The organism is Micromonospora sp. NPDC005254 (genome assembly GCF_042872525.1).
Taxonomy (GTDB): domain Bacteria; phylum Actinomycetota; class Actinomycetes; order Mycobacteriales; family Micromonosporaceae; genus Micromonospora.
In genome coordinates this window covers 97,507-112,546 of the sequence record NZ_JBIAKM010000014.1, presented here as the reverse complement: position 1 = coordinate 112,546, position 15,040 = coordinate 97,507, and the positions used below count along the sequence as shown (strand labels likewise).

The window sequence follows — 15,040 nt, the reverse complement described above, 5'->3', positions numbered from 1 at the left end:
CCGCCTCAGGTGGCGGGGCCGCCTCAGGTGGCGGGGCCGCCTCAGGTGGCGGGGCCGCCTCAGGTGGCGGGGCCGCCTCAGGTGGCGGGGCCGCCGAACCACCGGGGCAGCTGACCCACCAGGTCGGTCTGATCGTCGCCGGCCCAGGCCACGTGGCCGTCCGGCCTCAACAGCACCGCGGGTACGTCCAGTTCCGCACTGACGTCGACGACGTGGTCGACCCGGTCGGCCCACCCGTCGACCGAGAGCCGGCCGGTCTGGTCGAGCAGCAGCCCACGACCGCCGTGCAGCAGGTCGTAGAGCCGTCCCCGCGTCAGCCGCACGTCCCGCAGGTGCCGACCGAGCAGCTCGTGGCCCGCGCCGAAGTCGTAGCGGACCCCCAGGCCGGTGACCTTCTCGATCAGGTACCGGTTGACGTCCTCGAAGTCCATCAGTTCCGACAGCAGGTGACGGACTGCCTGCTGCCCCGGCTCGGGGGACAGCAGGAACATCTGCGCGCGGGTGTTGATGAGCACGTCGGCGGCCACCGGGTGCCGCTCGGCGTGGTAGCTGTCCAGCAGCCCGTCGGGCGCCGAGCCGTTGACCGCGGCGGCCAGCTTCCAACCGAGGTTCACCGCGTCCTGAATGCCGAGGTTGAGCCCTTGCCCGCCGGTGGGCGGGTGAATGTGCGCCGCGTCTCCGGCCAGCAGCACCCGACCGACCCGGTAGCGCTCGGCCAACCGGGTGGCGTCGCCGAAGCGGGAGAGCCAGCGCGGGGAGTGCACGCCGAAGTCGGTGCCCGCGTACGCCCGCAGTTGCTGTTGGAACTCCTCGATGGTCGGCGGGACGGAGCGATCCTCGGTCACCCCCGCGGCGGGCACGAGAACCCGGTACACGCCGTCCCCGAGCGGCCCGAGGCCGAACCGCAGGTGCGTCTTGCGGACCTCGGCCACCACGTCGGCGACCGTCTGCGCCGGTACGCCCACCTCCATCTCGCCCAGCAGCGACTCGACCCGGCTGGGTTCACCCGGAAAGCCGACCCCGAGCAGCCGACGGACCGTGCTCCGGCCGCCGTCGCAGCCGACGAGGTAGCGCGACCGCAGCGGCGTACCGTCGGCCAGCTCCACCGTCACCCCGTTGTCGTCCTGGCTCAGCCCGACCAGTTCGCAGCCGCGGCGGACCTCGACGCCGACCTCGACGGCGTGCTCCGCGAGCAGCCGGTCGGTGGTGGTCTGCGGAATACCGAGGACGTACGCGTGGGCACTGTCGAGACCGCCCGGCGACGGCTTGGGAATCGCGGCGAAGTAGCCACCGAGCGGATGCCGCGTGCCCAGGGCGAGGAAACGCTCCAGCAGACCGCGCTGGTCCAGCACCTCGATGCTGCGCGCGTGCAGACCCAGCGAACGGACGTAGCGGGTCGGCTCGGCGTCCTTCTCCAGCACGAGAACGTGCACACCGTGCAGTCGCAACTCGCTGGCCAGCATCAGACCGGTCGGCCCGCCGCCGGCAATGATGACATCGATCACGAGATCCCCCGATTTTCCCAGTTTTGGGCTTCGGGTGGAGATTCTGCGGCAGCACCCGGGTCTTGCCGCAAGACCCCCGGTGCGATATATGTTGGAGGTGGCAGGGAGCGCGACTTCCCTGCCGTTTTTGTTTCCCTCGCGCGCCCTCCGCGTTAGCGCATTGTGGACAGGTGGCGCTCCAGTGCGGCGTACGACTCGGCTACCCCCTGCGCCATCCCGGACCCGGCCATGCCGTCGCGCTGCTCGGTGGTGTCGAAGCGGGTGGTGCCGGTGAGCACCGTGCGGCCGTCCTGCTCGGTGAAGACCAGCGTCTCCACCGCCACCTGGCCGGGCATGCCCTCGAACTCGAACGTCTGCACGATCCGCTCCGGCGCGACGATCTCCTGGAACTCGCCCCGGAAGGCGTACTCGTTGCCGTCCGGGGCGTGCTCGACGAAGCGGTAGCGACCGCCCTCGCGGAAGTCGATCTCGACGTCCAGCGGATTGCCCCGGCCCCACCAGTGCCTGAGGTGTTCGGCCTGGGTGTGTGCGGCGAAGACGAGGTCGCGCGGGGCGTCGAACGACCGGGTCATCGTGATGTCCCGGTCGGAGGACATGTCGATCGTCAGGTCACGGGTTTCGGTCACGGCTGGTCTCCTTCAGGTCGCGTAGGTAGTCGTCCAGGGCGTCGTGGCGCTCGTCCCAGAGCCGGCGGTACTGGTCGACCCACTCGGCGAGGGTGCGCAGCGGCGCCGGGTCGAGCCGGCAGCGCCGCCACTGCGCCTCGCGGGTCCGCACGATCAGCCCGGCACGCTCCAGCACCGTGAGGTGCTTGGAGATCGCCTGGAGGCTGATCGGGAACGGCTCCGCCAGTTCGTTCACCGTCGCCTCGCCGGTCGCCAGTCGGGCCAGGATGGCGCGGCGGGTCGGGTCGGCGAGCGCGGCGAACACGGCACTGACCGGGTCTGCTGTCATGTCGCTTTCAACCACCTAGATGATTAACCGATGAGTTGAATTTACAGCTCATCCGCTGTCTGTCAACCCGTTCAGGAGATCCCTGGTGAGTCACCCCGGAGACCGGGTATGGGGAACCCGGCCGTCCCGTCGCCGAGAGGAACCCGTCGTGGTGAGCATTCGCGCCCTCGTCCTCAACTGCACGCTCAAGCCGTCGCCAACCCCGTCCAGCTCCGACCAGTTGGGTCGCGAGGTGGTGGCGGAGCTCACCCGCCAAGGCGTGGACGGCGAGATCGTGCGGGTGGTCGACCACGGCGTGCGCTTCGGGGTGTCGACGGACGAGGGCGACGGCGACGGCTGGCCCGCGATCCGCGCCAAGCTGCTCGCGGCCCAGATACTCATCATCGCCACACCGATCTGGCTGGGCCAGCCCGCCAGCGTCACCAAGATGGTCCTCGAACGCCTGGACGCCGAACTGTCCGAGACCGACGACGAGGGACGGCTGCTCACCTACGGCAAGGTGGCCGGCGTCGCGGTCGTCGGCAACGAGGACGGCGCGCACCACACCATCGCCGAAATCCAGGGCGCGCTCAGCGAGGTCGGCTTCACCCTCGCGGCGGCCGGCGCGACCTACTGGGTCGGCGAGGCACTGCACAAGGTGGACTACCGCGACGCCGGCCCCAAGCCGGACACCACCGGCCGCACCACCAAGGCCCTCGCGCTCAACAGCGCGCACCTGGCCCGGCTGCTCGCCGAGCAGCCGTACCCGCCGCCGGAGGCGCAGGGCGCCGCGGTGGGCCCGAGCCGCGAGCCGGCCTGACGGGCCGTCCGGCCCCGGGCGTGCCAGGGGGTACGGTCAGCGCCAGCCGTAGCCGGCGCGCAGCGCCTGCCCGACCCGGTCGAACCGGGGCCGGTCCAGCACGGCGCCCTCGCGGCGGATGCTGTCCTCGCGCATGGTGAGCACGCGGTCCAGCCGGACCCAGCTCGGCCGCTTGTCGCGGTCCCACTCGCCGGGGCCGAGCGCGAACCAGTGCCGCTGACCGTCCCGCTCGCTCTGGCTGGACAGCATCAGCCCGAACAGCGTCCGGCTGTGCCGTCCGACCACCAGCACCGGGCGGTCCTTGCCCTGGCGGGGGTCGTCCTCGTACGGCACCCAGGTCCAGACGATCTCGCCCGGGTCGGCCTGGCCGTCGACCTCCGGCGCGTAGCTCAGCTCGCGCCGCTGCAACGCGCTCACCTGGCGAGGGCGGGCCACCCGCGCCGGAGCCGGCCCGGTACGCCGGGGCGACGGGATGACCGCGCCCACCCGGGAGATGCGTTGCGCCACGTTCCTCAACAGACCAGCCACGGCGGGCAGCCTACCGGCCCCGGCGCGGCCCGCCGGAGTCGGCGCACTGCGGCAGACTGGCCCGATGGACGAACTGCCCGACGACCTGCCGATCCTCGAGCGGCGCGCGGTGCGCGTGGTCGTCTCCGACGACACCGAACGGGTACTGCTGTTCCACACCCGTGACCCGGACCACCCTCGGCTCGGCACCTGGTGGGAGCTGCCCGGCGGCGGCATGGACCCCGGCGAGACGTACCGGGAGACAGCGGTGCGGGAGCTACGCGAGGAGACCGGCATCATCGTCACCGCCGGCCAGGTGGGCGCGCCGACCTGGCGACGGCGGGCCAGCTTCCTGCACCGCCAGTTGCGCCACGTCCAGGACGAGGTGATCGTCGCCGTACGGCTGAACGGGCCCGGGCCGGACGTGGACGAGGCGGACCGGCTCGACTACGAGCGTGAGGACTACTTCGGCTTCCGGTGGTGGCCGCTGCCGGAGGTGGCGGCCAGCGGGGAACGGTTCTATCCGGGCCAGCTCCCCCGGCTGATCACGCCCTTCCTGGCCGGCGAGCAGATCGACGAACCGTTCGAGCTGTGGTCGTGAGCAGGGCCGGCGGAGATGCCGGACCCCGGTACGACGGGCAGAGTGGGGACATGACGACGGACCTGCACGAGCCGCTTTCCGCGTACGCCGAGCGGCTGCACGCCACGATCGGCGACCGGCATCACGTCGCCTCCCCGCTCGGGGCCTGGCTGCTGCTCGCCCTCAGCGCGGCTACGGCTGACACCGACCCGGCGACCGCACCGGAACCGGCGACCGGGCAGCTGGCGGACGCCCTGGGCACGGACCTGGCCCGTGCGGCGGAGGTTGCCCGCGCCCTGCTGGACGCGCCGCATCCGCTGGTCGCCTCCGGCACCGCGCTCTGGCTCCGACCGGGTCGGCTCACCGACGAGCCGGCCGGGTGGCGGGCCGCGCTGCCGGCGGCGACCGAGGTCGGCACGCTGCCCGACCAGGCCGGGTTGGACGCGTGGGCACGCGAGCACACCCACGGCCTGATCGAGACGTTCCCCCTGAAGGTCAGCCCGGACGTCGTCTTCGCCCTGGCCAGCGCGCTGGCCACCCGGATCTCCTGGGCCCAGCCGTTCGAGGTCACCGACGCCCGCGCGCTCGGCCCGGCCAGCGCCTGGGCGCGCGGCCTACGGCGAGCGCTGCGCAGCCCGGACCACGGGCACCAGGGGGCCATCGTCACGACCGAGCGGGCCGGCGACGTGATCGTGCACGCCGCCCGGGCCCAGGCGACCGACGGCGCGGGGCTGGTGGTGCTCTCGGTGGCCGCCGCACCGCACGTGCCGCCGACCGATGTGCTCACCGCCGCGTACGACCTCAGTGCCGGCGCGGCCGACGGCGCGCAACCGCCCGGACGGCGCTCGCTGTTCGACCTGCCGCTCGGCGAAGCTCCGCTGTGGACGCTGCGCGAGGAGCGAATCCGGACCCGGGCCCGCGACGGCCGCGAGGAACGACACAGCGCACTGCTCCCCTGCTGGTCGGCCCACAGCGAGCACGACCTGACCGCCGAGGCCCTGGGCTTCCCGGCCGCCACGGCGACGCTGGCCGGGGCGCTCGCCCAGCCGGTGCAGGGCTTCGAGGCGCGGCAGGTGGCGATGGCCCGGTACGGCCGGTACGGCTTCGAGGCGGCGGCGGTCACCGGGATGTTCGGCACCGTCAGCCTGCCGCCGGAGGGCGTCGCCCGCACCGCCGAGCTGCGCTTCGGCCACCCGTACGCCGTGGTGGCCGTCGCCACCGACACCAGGGCCGATGGTGCCACCGGGCCGTGGCACGGGGTGCCGGTCTTCTCGGCGTGGGTCACCGAGCCGGACGACCTGCCCGACGCCGACGCCTAGTCGCCCGTCGCGGGCTTGATCGACCCCCACATCAGCGATATCGGGGTATCCCGGTCGTGAGGACACCCCGATATCGGCGAAACCGAGTCGATCACCGGCACGGTTCTAGGCGATGGGCGGTCCCGGGCAGGTGAAGAACACCCGCGCCTCCCAGCCGGGCACCAGGTGGCCGTGACCGTCGTCGACAGTCGTCCGCTGGAATTCGGTGGTGTGAATCGTCGGCAGTCCGGCGTCCATGCCACACGCCTCGCGGGCGCTCTGTTGCGCGATCGTCAGCGCCAGATACCTGTCGACGTTCTGCCCGGCCGCCGTGCGCGAGCCCGGCGGGGGTGGGGTGTAGGCGGCGGTCTCCTCCGGGCCGCCGTCGCTCACGCCGGTGCTCACGGCCGACGCGTCGAACGCGCCGATGCCCCCGCCGCCCGGTTCGGGGTGCTCAGGTGGCGGGTGGTGGACGGTGACCCCGGGCCCCCAACTGCGCTCACCTCTGCGCGTGACGAGCCTCTTGAGCTTCTCCCAGATGTTCATGTCGCTCCGTTCCCCAGGGGAGCGTCACCGACAGTCCGCCCGCCGCCCCCATGACGGCGGTGACGCCTCTGCATCGTAGGTCGCCACGAATCCCGCAGCCCCCGCGCAGAGGCGGCGTCAATAGTGGAATGGCGTGGATTGGAGCGACGCGGACGCACAACCCAAATGCGACAGTGCGGGACCTTGGGGTGTCACCTTCGGCGGCGCTCCTCGCCGAACCGTGCGTGCCATGATCGCGTCATGAGGTCACGGCCGGAGCATGTCAGCCCGATACGGACGGTGGTGGTCGATCGGCTGGCCGAGCAACTGGCACCCGCTGGATGGCGGCAGCACCGCCTGGTGCCCGACGACGAGGTGGCCTTCGTCCGCGCACCCTCTACGGAGGTCGTCTTCCATCTGAGCGTGAACCTCGCCGGCGACGGCGGCATCTCGCTCTCCCCAGCCCTTGGCGTCGAGCATGCTGGCATTGCTGACCTTCAGCGAGAACTTTTCCGGCACACCAGCACGGTCTGCCAGGTCGGCGCGACCATGGGCGATCTGCTCCGGGAGGCAGCGACGCCAAAGGTCACCCCCCTTCGGTGGTGGGTCGCGTCGCCGGAGCGGGCCGAGGAGGTCGTTGCCCAGGTGGTCGCCGATCTGACGACTCACGGTGAGCCCTTCCTCGTCGACAACCAGACGTTGTCGGCGATGATCGAGACACTCGTCGGCCGACCGAAGTCACAGGTCGAGTACGGCACTCTGGCTGTCTGCCTGGCGGTATCGGGCGACCTGCCCGGTGCTCGCGCAATGCTGACGAAGTTTGACACCGAACCCCGGGTTTTCGTGGGAGAGGTGACCCAGAGGTTCATTCGCACCTTCAGGGAGCGATTCGGCGAATGACAGAGCGCCCGCGACGATCCACTCCGCTTCCTGGAAATCGCGGTATCCCCGGGCCGGGATGCCCCGACTTGCTGGAAGTCGGGTGGATCTCGGCAGCCCAGAGCGCCGACGGGGGCGTATGCGAGGGTCAGCGGGTGAACGGGTCGGGCAGAACGGGCGGATCGGTCGCGGCGCCGCCATCGTCGTCGCGGGGCAGTCGCGCGACCATCTCCCGGAACTCCCGTACGGTCACCGCCTCCCGCAGGGTCGCGAAGACGGCTCCGGTACCGGCCCGTGCCGTGGCGGGGTCCACCCCGGCGCGCTGGGCCACCCGGCGCAGGAACTCCGCTGGGCCGGCGTCCATTGGTGGCGGCGTCGCGACAGGCCCGCCGACGTCGAGGCCCACACCGGTCTCGAGCCCGTCAACGCCGCTGTTCGGGCCGGTAACCGAACCAGTCCCCAGGATCGAGGGCGAGCCAGCCAGGTCCACTGGCGAGCCAGCCGGGTCCGCAGGCAGACCCGCCACATCCGCAGACGGGCTCGACAGGTCCCCGGGCGGGATCGGCGACGCGCCGTCCAGGTAGTCGTCGACCTCGTCGGGAAGGTGTCCGGTGAGATCATCCGGCGGGCGGCCGGTGACTCGTTCGGCCATCGTCGCAAGCACCGCGCGGGCGAGCGCGGCGGCCTGCTCGGTCGGCAGGCCGGACCGTCGGGAGACCGCGTCGATGAAATGCGGAAATCCGTCGCCGCCCGCGCTGTCGGTCACGCCGCGCGCTTACCCCGGGCCGCCGACGCCAAACGGCGCCGTCCGCAGCAGCGCAGCCACCAGCACGTCCGAGCAGCCGTCGGCACAACAGCGCAGCCGAACAGCTCGCCGGACCAGCCACCACCGCGCGCAATAAGACGTCCGTCAGCGCAGCAGGTCGGCGGCCAACAGGTGATCGAAGATGAGCTGGTCGACCGGGGAGGTGCGGTGCCGGTCGGCGTACCCGAGCCAGGCCATCTCGGCGATCTCACTGGCCGGCTGCAACCGCCCCTGGTATCCGGCCCGGTAGCAGGTCATTCGCACGGTGATCCCGGTCGCGTGCCCGTGCGCCTGCGCGCTGAACGTGCCCAGGTGCACCGCGCTTCGCACGTCGACCTCGACGCTCAGCTCCTCGTCGATCTCCCGGCGCAGGGTCTCCAGGTCGCTCTCCCCCGGCTCGCGCTTGCCGCCGGGCAGGTACCACACGTCCTTGCCCTGCGAACGGGTGCTCAGCACCCGTCCGTCCTCGATGAGGATCCAGGCCACCTTGTCGATCTCGCGCACGCGCGCCTCCCGCCCCGCTGAGAGCGGGCACGCTACCACCCGGCGCGGACCGCGAGACACTCAGTTGGCCAGCAGGTCGAGCAGCAGCGCGGCGGTCCAGCCGAACGCCGGTGAGCCCAGCCCGGCACCCGTGTCCGGGTGGAAGTACTCGTGGCAGCCCGCCCCGGCGACCAGGTCGATCATCGAGCGGCGCAGGCCGGCCGCGAGCTCCGGATGCCCGTGGGTCAGCAGGCCACGCCGCACCAGCCAGCCGATGTTCAGCCAGCTCGGCCCGCGCCAGTAGCGCACCGGTTCGAAGTCGGTCGCGGTGCGGTCGTAGGTCGGCAACGGCCGGTCCATCCACCGGGCCACCCCGAAGCGCGGCGACCGGGCCTCGACGACCAGCGCGTCGACCTGCCGGGCGGGCAGGCCGGGCAGGATCAGCGGCGCGAGCCCGAGCACGGTACGCGCGCCGACGAGCCGATCGGTGCGCAGGTCGCGGGGCTGGAACGTGCCGGTGCCCGGGTCGTACAGCCGGCGTACCAACGCCTCGGTGACGCGGTCCGCGCGGACCCGGTGCGGGGCCGGGTCCGCGCCGATCAGCGCGGCGATCTCGGCCAGCGCGTGCTCGGCGGCCCCGAACGCCGCGTTGAACAGCGGGCATTCCACCAGGAACGGATGGCCGTCGGCCAGGTCGCGGTCGGCGTAGCCGTGGTCGCGGTAGGCCGCGACGATCGCCAGGTAGCGCGCGTAGTCCAGGTCCGTGGGGCGGTGCGCGGCGTCGGCGTGCGCGGTGTCGTGCCGACGGTACGCGCGCATGACCGCCGCGTCGGCGTCGACCGCGGCCATCGGCTCGTCCCAGGCGGGGCTGTTGTCCAGACCGGACTCCCACGGGTGTACGACGCACACCAGGCCGTCGCCGGCGACGTCCCGCCGCGTCGCCAGGTACCGCTGCTGGGCGACCAGCGCCGGGTAGAGCCGGCCCAGCGCGGCCAGCCCGGCCGGATCGGGCGATCGCCGGTACGCCAGCAGCGCGGCGAGCGCGTGCACCGGCGGCTGGACCAGGCCGGAGGTGTCCATCGTCGGCGCGCCCTCGACGTCGGACGAGCGCCACAGCTCCGGCCCGGGGAAGTACGCGCCGACGCGCGGCGCCGGGTTGAAGACGATGTGCGGCACCCGCCCGTCGGCCCACTGCGCCCGGAACAGGCTCGTCAGCTCCTGCCAGGCCCGCTCGGGACGCACGTGGGCCAACCCGATCGCGATGAACGCGGAGTCCCAGCTCCACTGGTGCGGGTAGAGCGTGCGCGACGGGACGGTGTGGTCGTGCTCCCAGTTGGCGTCGAGGGTGGCGATGGCGAGCCGCCGCAGCCCGGCCAGATCGGTCGGACCACCGGTGCGGGTGGGGACAGCGCCGGCGGTCATGCGGCGGCCTGCCGGGGCAGCGCGTGCCGCAGCACCGCGGCGGCCTGTTGCAGGGCCCGGACCGGGTCGCCGCGCAGCCGGCACTCCAGGGCCAGCCAGCCGCGGTAGTCCAGCTCCAGCAGGGTCCGCACGAGCGCCGGCCAGTCCAGGTGCCCGGTGCCCGGCTGGCACCGGTTGGAGTCGCTGACCTGCACATGCCCGAGGTACGGCGCGGCGGCGCGCAACGCCCGGTGCACGTCGTCCTCCTCGATGTTCATGTGAAAGGTGTCGGCGACCACCCGCACCGAGGGCAGCCCGAGCGCGGCGCAGAGGGCGACCGCCTCGTCGAGCCGGTTGACCATGTGGTCCTCGTACCGGTTGAGGGGTTCGAGGAAGAGGGTGACCCCCTCGGCGCGGGCGTGTTCGCCCAGCTCGCCGAGGGCGTCGAGGAGCACCTGGCGGTCGCCGGCCGGCGGACGGGGCGGCTCGAACGGCGGCAGCCGCCGGGAGAACATGCCCCACGCGGCCGGGGTCATCGCCCCGACGCCGCCCAGCTCGGCGATGACCGACAGGTGGGAGCGCAGGTTGCGCACGGCGTCGGCGGACCGGGCGGGGTCGAAGTCGCCGATGAAGTGGTCCATCTCGACGCAGACGGTGGGCATCACCACCCCGGCGGCGCGGGCCCGGCGCAGCTCGGGCAGTCGGTCGGCGAACGCGAGGTCACCGCGTCCGCGCAGCTCGATGCCCTGGTAGCCGAGCGCGGTGGCGAGGGCGTACTTCTGGATCAGGTTGGTGCCCGGCAGGAGCTGTTCCTGGCAGGCCAGCGCGATGGTGGTCATCTAGAACCTCAACACCACTTGGAGGACGTCACCGGCGCCGCGGTCGAGCAGCGCGAGGGCGTCGGCGACCGCGCTGGCGTCGACGATGTGGCTGACCAGCGGCAACGGGTCGACGCTGCGCTCAGCCACCAGGTCCATGAAGGTCTGCGCGACCCGGTCTCCGGTCCACCGGCCGGCCATGCCCGGCGCGGGGGTGGGCCCGGAGACCTGGGCGGCCACCAACTGGATGCGGTTGTGGTGGAACTCCTCGCCGAGGCCGAGCGCGTCGGCCTGGCCCTGGTAGAAGCCAGCGGCCACGACTCGGCCGGCGTGTGCGGTGGAGCGGATCGCCTCGTGCAGTGCCGGGTACGCCCCGGACAGCTCCAGGCAGACGTCCGCGCCCCGGCCGTCGGTGGCCGCGCGCAGCACGGCGGCGGCGGACTGGGTTGCGACGTCCACGGTGGACCGCGCGCCGTAGCGGGTGGCGTACGCAAGCCGGCCGGGCACCTGGTCGACGGCGACCACCCGGGCGCCGGACAGCACTGCGAGCCGGGTGGCGAGCAGCCCGATGACGCCCTGCCCGAAGACGCCGACCCAGTCGCCCAGGTGCAGGTCACCGGCGAGCACGGCGGTGAGCGCGATCGCGCCCGGCCGGGCGAAGACCGCCGCGAGCGGGTCCAGGTCGGCGGGGAGCGGCCGGACCGCGTCGGCGGCGAGCACCGCCTCGGCCCGGTGCCCCCAGATGCCCCACACGAGCTGCCCCGGGTGCCGGTCGACGGCGCCCGGCGCCACCTCGACGACCTCGCCGACCTCCTCGTAGCCGAAGCCGATCAGCGGGTACGGCACGGGGGTCTGGCGGGGGACGAACATGCGGGCGGCGTCGTCCCAGTCCTTGCTGAGCCGGGGATTGCTGCCCCGGTAGAGGGTCAGCTCGGTGCCGGCGGAGATGCCCGAGTAGCAGGTGCGGACCCGGACCTGGCCCGGGCCGAGCGGATCCGGCGGGCAGGGCTCGAGGCTGATCCGTCGAGGCCCGGCGAGAGAGACCACCCAGTTGCCCATGTGTCACATCCCGGTAGCACTGGGCTCCAGGATAGACACAAAATCGCAATATGTCTTGCTATTGATCAATCGAAGGTGTTGAATCCGGCATGTACCGTTCGAGAGGAGTGCCACCGATGTCAGCACCTCCGAGGCGGATACTCGCCACCACCCTGATCATGGCACTGACCGCGTCCACCCTGCTGGCCTGCGGAGATGACGGATCAGACAGCAACAGCAAAAAGATCACTGTTTGGAGCCTGGAGGACGTTGCCGACCGCGTCACCGCCACCAAGGCGATCATCGCGGACTTCACCGCCAAGACCGGGATCCAGGTCGACCTCGTGACCGTCAACGAGGACCAGTTCCCCTCCCTGATCGCCGCCAACGCCGCCGCCGGCGACCTGCCCGACGTGGTCGGCTCGGTCTCCCTGGCCGGCATCCGGACGCTCGCCGGCAACGAGCTGCTGCACGCCTCGGCCAACGCGGAGGTCGTCGACAAGCTGGGCCGACAGACGTTCTCTCCGCGAGCGTTGGAGCTGACCTCCGACGACGGCAAGCAGCTCTCCGTGCCCAGCGACGGGTGGGGGCAACTGCTCGTCTACCGCAAGGACCTGTTCGCCGCCGCCGGCCTGCCCGCCCCCGACACGTACGAACGGATCACCACCGCCGCGGCGAAGCTGAACACCGGCGGCGTCGCCGGCATCACCGCGGCGACCTCGCCCAGCGACGTGTTCACCCAGCAGACCTTCGAGCACCTGGCACTGGCCAACGGCTGCCAGCTCACCGACGACTCGGGCGCGGTGACGCTCGATTCGCCGCAGTGCGTCGAGGCGTTCCGCTTCTACGGCGACCTCATCCGCACCAGCTCGGTGAAGGGCGCGCAGGACGTGGACACCACGCGGGCCACCTACTTCGCGGGCAAGGCGGCCATGGTGATCTGGTCGCCGTTCATCCTCGACGAGCTGGCCGGGCTCCGCAACGACGCCAAACCGACCTGCCCCCAGTGCCAGGCCGACCCGACGTTCCTGGCCAAGAACAGCGGGTTCGTCACCGCGATCAAGGGCCCCAACGGCACCGAACCCGCGCAGTACGGCGAGATCAGCTCCTGGGCCGTGCTCGACGGCGCGGCGGCCGACCCGGCGAAGTCCTTCGTGGAGTACATGCTCGGTGACGGCTACCCGCGCTGGTTCGGCATGTCCCCCGAGGGTCGATTCCCGGTGCGCAAGGGCACCCCGGCCGAGCCGGAGGCGTTCCTCACCGCCTGGAACACCAGCCAGGCCGGCGTGGACGCCAAGTTGCCCCTCGCCGACGTGTACGGCGACGAGGTGCTGGCCACCCTGCGCAGCAGCCCGGACACCTTCGGGCGGTGGGGCCTGAGCCAGGGGCAGGGCAAGCTGGTCGGCGCCATGCTCGGTGAGCTGCCGGTGCCCAAGGTGCTGGGCGACCTCACCTCCGGCAAGACCGACGCGGCGGCCGCCGCCGGCCGGGCCAGGAAGGACGTCGAAGCGATCAAGGCGGGCGTCAATTGACCACCACCGCCCCCGACACCGGCCGCTCCCCCACGAAGGAGCGGCCGGAGCCGCCCCGCCGCCGACCACTGACGCTGCGCCGCCGCGAGTCCCGCGCCGGGCTGGCGTTGGTCGCGCCGACCCTGCTCGTCACCATCGCGGTCATCGGCATCCCGATCATCTGGACCGTGGTGCTCGCCTTCCAGCGGGTCCGGCTCGCCACCCTGCGCAAGACCGGGCTGTTCGGCGAGTTCACCATGGACAACATCGACCGGGTGCTGCACACCCCCGGCTTCGCCGACACGCTGTGGGTCACGCTGCTCTACAGCATCGGCGGCACCGTCGGGTCGATCGCGCTCGGTCTGGTCGCCGCGCTGGTGGTGCGCCGGCCGTTCCGGGGCCGCACGCTGGTGCGGGCCTCCATGCTGCTGCCGTACGTGGCGCCGGTGGTCGCGGTCACCTTCGTCTGGCAGGTGATGCTCGACCCGCAACTCGGCATCGTCAACCACTGGGGTCAGCGCCTGCTGGGCTGGGACGCGCCCGTGCCGTTCCTCACCCAGGAGTCGACAGCGCTGGCCACGGTCATCGTGTTCGAGGCGTGGCGCTACTTCCCGTTCGCGTTCCTGTTCCTGCTGGCCCGGCTCCAGGCGGTGCCCGGTGAGCTGGAGGAGGCCGCCCGGGTCGACGGGGCCACGCCCACCCAGCGGTTCCGGCACATCCTGCTGCCGCAGTTGCTGCCGGTGATCGCCCTGCTGGGGGTGCTGCGCTTCATCATGACGTTCAACAAGTTCGACGACGTCTACCTGCTCACCGGCGGGGCCGCCGGCACCGAGGTGGTCAGCGTCCGGGTGTACGAGTTCCTCACCGCCCGTACCGACATCGGCGCGGCTGCCGCGCAGGCGGTCGTTCTGGCCGTGGTGCTCATCGTGTTCGTGCTGATCTATCTGCGCTTCTTCGGACGAAGGGTCGGCTGATGGACCGGGACATGGTCGAGACGGTGAGCCTGCGCTGGCTGCGCCGCCTGGTGATCGCCGCGTTCCTGGTCGTCACCGTCTTTCCCTTCTACTACATGCTCGTGCTCTCGGTGCGCCCCATCGAGCGGCTGCTACTCGACCCGGGCTCGCTGGTCGTCGGCTTCGGCGAGTTGACCGTCGCCACGTACGCCGAGGTGCTCAAGGCCACCGACGACGGCGGCCAGGGATTCCTCACCTTCATCCGCAACAGCGGCCTCGTCGCCGTCGCGGCGACCGTGCTCACGCTGCTCGTCGCGATCCCCGGCGCGTACGCGGTGGCCCGGCTGCGGTTCTTCGGCCGGCGGCAGGTCGACTTCCTGTTCCTGGCCGTCTACCTGTTCCCGTCGATCGTCATCGCGATCCCGCTGTTCGTGGTCTTCAGCCTCGCCGGGCTGCGCGGCTCGCTGTTCGGCCTGGTGCTGGTCTACATCTCGCAGACCCTGCCGGTGTCGGTCTACATGCTGAAGAACTACTTCGAGACCATCCCGGTCAGTCTGGAGGAGTCGGCGGCCATCGACGGCGCCGGCCGACTCGGCATCATCCGCCGGGTCAGCCTGCCCCTCGCCGCGCCATCGATCATGGCGGTCGCGCTCTACGACTTCATGATCGCTTGGAACGAGTTCCTCTTCGCCCTGCTGTTCCTGGTCGACAAGCCGGACCGGTGGACGGTGTCGCTGGGGTTGTCACTGCTCGCCGACGGCGTGGAGGTGCCCAAGACGGTGCTGATGGCCGGGTCGGTCGTCCTCACCCTGCCCATCGTGATCCTCTTCTTCGCCAGCGAGCGGCTGCTCACCGAGGGCCTGACCAGCGGCGCGGAGAAGGGCTGACCGGTTCCCTGATCGGTGGCAGCCCAGCGGCCCGACACGCCGACCCCGTCGCCGCTGAGCTGCCACCGATCGGTGCGCCTGCCGGACCGACCCGTCG

17 protein-coding genes are annotated in these 15,040 nt (G+C 71.9%); 7 read left to right on the top strand and 10 right to left on the bottom strand.

Annotated elements, in window-relative coordinates; genetic code table 11:
* Window positions 1-77: 77 nt before the first annotated feature.
* From rox to ACFYPR_RS31475, 3 genes are all read right to left on the bottom strand, one after another.
* Window positions 78-1,505, bottom strand: a complete 1,428-nt coding sequence (gene rox / locus ACFYPR_RS31485) for a rifampin monooxygenase (protein WP_355067383.1) — start codon at window positions 1,503-1,505, stop codon at window positions 78-80.
* A 152-nt stretch (window positions 1,506-1,657) separates the two neighbouring features.
* On the bottom strand, window positions 1,658-2,131 hold the full coding sequence (locus ACFYPR_RS31480; protein WP_355067385.1) for an SRPBCC family protein: 474 nt from the start codon (window positions 2,129-2,131) through the stop codon (window positions 1,658-1,660).
* Window positions 2,115-2,459, bottom strand: a complete 345-nt coding sequence (locus tag ACFYPR_RS31475) for a metalloregulator ArsR/SmtB family transcription factor (protein WP_355067387.1) — start codon at window positions 2,457-2,459, stop codon at window positions 2,115-2,117. Before ACFYPR_RS31475 ends, ACFYPR_RS31480 begins: the two co-directional genes overlap by 17 nt.
* Before the next feature lie 148 nt (window positions 2,460-2,607).
* Here ACFYPR_RS31475 and ACFYPR_RS31470 point away from each other — a divergent pair, with 148 nt between their 5' ends.
* A complete protein-coding gene (locus ACFYPR_RS31470; protein WP_355067389.1) occupies window positions 2,608-3,258 on the top strand; it encodes an NAD(P)H-dependent oxidoreductase in 651 nt (216 codons plus the stop codon).
* 36 nt (window positions 3,259-3,294) lie between these two features.
* Here the strand turns inward: ACFYPR_RS31470 and ACFYPR_RS31465 are convergent, their stop codons facing one another.
* Complete coding sequence (locus tag ACFYPR_RS31465) at window positions 3,295-3,786, bottom strand: type II toxin-antitoxin system PemK/MazF family toxin (RefSeq protein WP_354860017.1); 492 nt, start codon at window positions 3,784-3,786, stop codon at window positions 3,295-3,297.
* A gap of 64 nt (window positions 3,787-3,850) precedes the next feature.
* Here ACFYPR_RS31465 and ACFYPR_RS31460 point away from each other — a divergent pair, with 64 nt between their 5' ends.
* Window positions 3,851-4,366, top strand: coding sequence for an NUDIX domain-containing protein (locus ACFYPR_RS31460; protein WP_355067391.1), 516 nt, complete (start codon window positions 3,851-3,853; stop codon window positions 4,364-4,366).
* A 50-nt stretch (window positions 4,367-4,416) separates the two neighbouring features.
* Window positions 4,417-5,664 (top strand): hypothetical protein, encoded by a 1,248-nt coding sequence (locus tag ACFYPR_RS31455; protein WP_355067393.1) that lies wholly within the window; start codon window positions 4,417-4,419, stop codon window positions 5,662-5,664.
* Between the two features lie 105 nt (window positions 5,665-5,769).
* Here the strand turns inward: ACFYPR_RS31455 and ACFYPR_RS31450 are convergent, their stop codons facing one another.
* The gene (locus tag ACFYPR_RS31450; RefSeq protein WP_355067395.1) at window positions 5,770-6,189 is read right to left on the bottom strand and encodes a hypothetical protein; all 420 of its coding nucleotides are present in this window, start codon (window positions 6,187-6,189) and stop codon (window positions 5,770-5,772) included.
* Window positions 6,190-6,429: 240 nt separating this feature from the next.
* Here ACFYPR_RS31450 and ACFYPR_RS31445 point away from each other — a divergent pair, with 240 nt between their 5' ends.
* Window positions 6,430-7,068, top strand: a complete 639-nt coding sequence (locus tag ACFYPR_RS31445; RefSeq protein ID WP_355067397.1) for a hypothetical protein — start codon at window positions 6,430-6,432, stop codon at window positions 7,066-7,068.
* 127 nt (window positions 7,069-7,195) lie between these two features.
* Here the strand turns inward: ACFYPR_RS31445 and ACFYPR_RS31440 are convergent, their stop codons facing one another.
* The 5 genes from ACFYPR_RS31440 to ACFYPR_RS31420 all read right to left on the bottom strand — a co-directional run bounded on the left by ACFYPR_RS31440 (window position 7,196) and on the right by ACFYPR_RS31420 (window position 11,613).
* Window positions 7,196-7,813 carry a DUF2267 domain-containing protein gene (locus ACFYPR_RS31440; RefSeq protein ID WP_355067399.1) on the bottom strand — a complete coding sequence of 206 codons (618 nt, stop codon included), beginning with the start codon at window positions 7,811-7,813 and terminating at the stop codon, window positions 7,196-7,198.
* Between the two features lie 144 nt (window positions 7,814-7,957).
* A complete protein-coding gene (locus ACFYPR_RS31435) occupies window positions 7,958-8,356 on the bottom strand; it encodes an NUDIX domain-containing protein (protein WP_363936499.1) in 399 nt (132 codons plus the stop codon).
* Window positions 8,357-8,416: 60 nt separating this feature from the next.
* Window positions 8,417-9,757, bottom strand: a complete 1,341-nt coding sequence (locus ACFYPR_RS31430) for a hypothetical protein (RefSeq protein WP_363936502.1) — start codon at window positions 9,755-9,757, stop codon at window positions 8,417-8,419.
* Window positions 9,754-10,575 carry a TIM barrel protein gene (locus ACFYPR_RS31425; RefSeq protein WP_387264210.1) on the bottom strand — a complete coding sequence of 274 codons (822 nt, stop codon included), beginning with the start codon at window positions 10,573-10,575 and terminating at the stop codon, window positions 9,754-9,756. The genes ACFYPR_RS31430 and ACFYPR_RS31425 overlap by 4 nt, the downstream gene beginning before the upstream one ends.
* The gene (locus ACFYPR_RS31420; protein ID WP_355067406.1) at window positions 10,576-11,613 is read right to left on the bottom strand and encodes a zinc-binding alcohol dehydrogenase; all 1,038 of its coding nucleotides are present in this window, start codon (window positions 11,611-11,613) and stop codon (window positions 10,576-10,578) included.
* A 116-nt stretch (window positions 11,614-11,729) separates the two neighbouring features.
* On the opposite strand from ACFYPR_RS31420, the gene ACFYPR_RS31415 reads away from it, so the two are divergent.
* From ACFYPR_RS31415 to ACFYPR_RS31405, 3 genes are read left to right on the top strand one after another with little or no spacing between them, the layout of a single operon-like run.
* Window positions 11,730-13,124 carry an extracellular solute-binding protein gene (locus ACFYPR_RS31415; RefSeq protein ID WP_363936343.1) on the top strand — a complete coding sequence of 465 codons (1,395 nt, stop codon included), beginning with the start codon at window positions 11,730-11,732 and terminating at the stop codon, window positions 13,122-13,124.
* Complete coding sequence (locus ACFYPR_RS31410; RefSeq protein ID WP_355136756.1) at window positions 13,121-14,077, top strand: sugar ABC transporter permease; 957 nt, start codon at window positions 13,121-13,123, stop codon at window positions 14,075-14,077. The genes ACFYPR_RS31415 and ACFYPR_RS31410 overlap by 4 nt, the downstream gene beginning before the upstream one ends.
* Entirely contained in the window at window positions 14,077-14,943 is an 867-nt protein-coding gene (locus tag ACFYPR_RS31405) for a carbohydrate ABC transporter permease (RefSeq protein ID WP_355136754.1), read from the top strand. The genes ACFYPR_RS31410 and ACFYPR_RS31405 overlap by 1 nt, the downstream gene beginning before the upstream one ends.
* The last annotated feature ends 97 nt before the right edge of the window (window positions 14,944-15,040 follow it).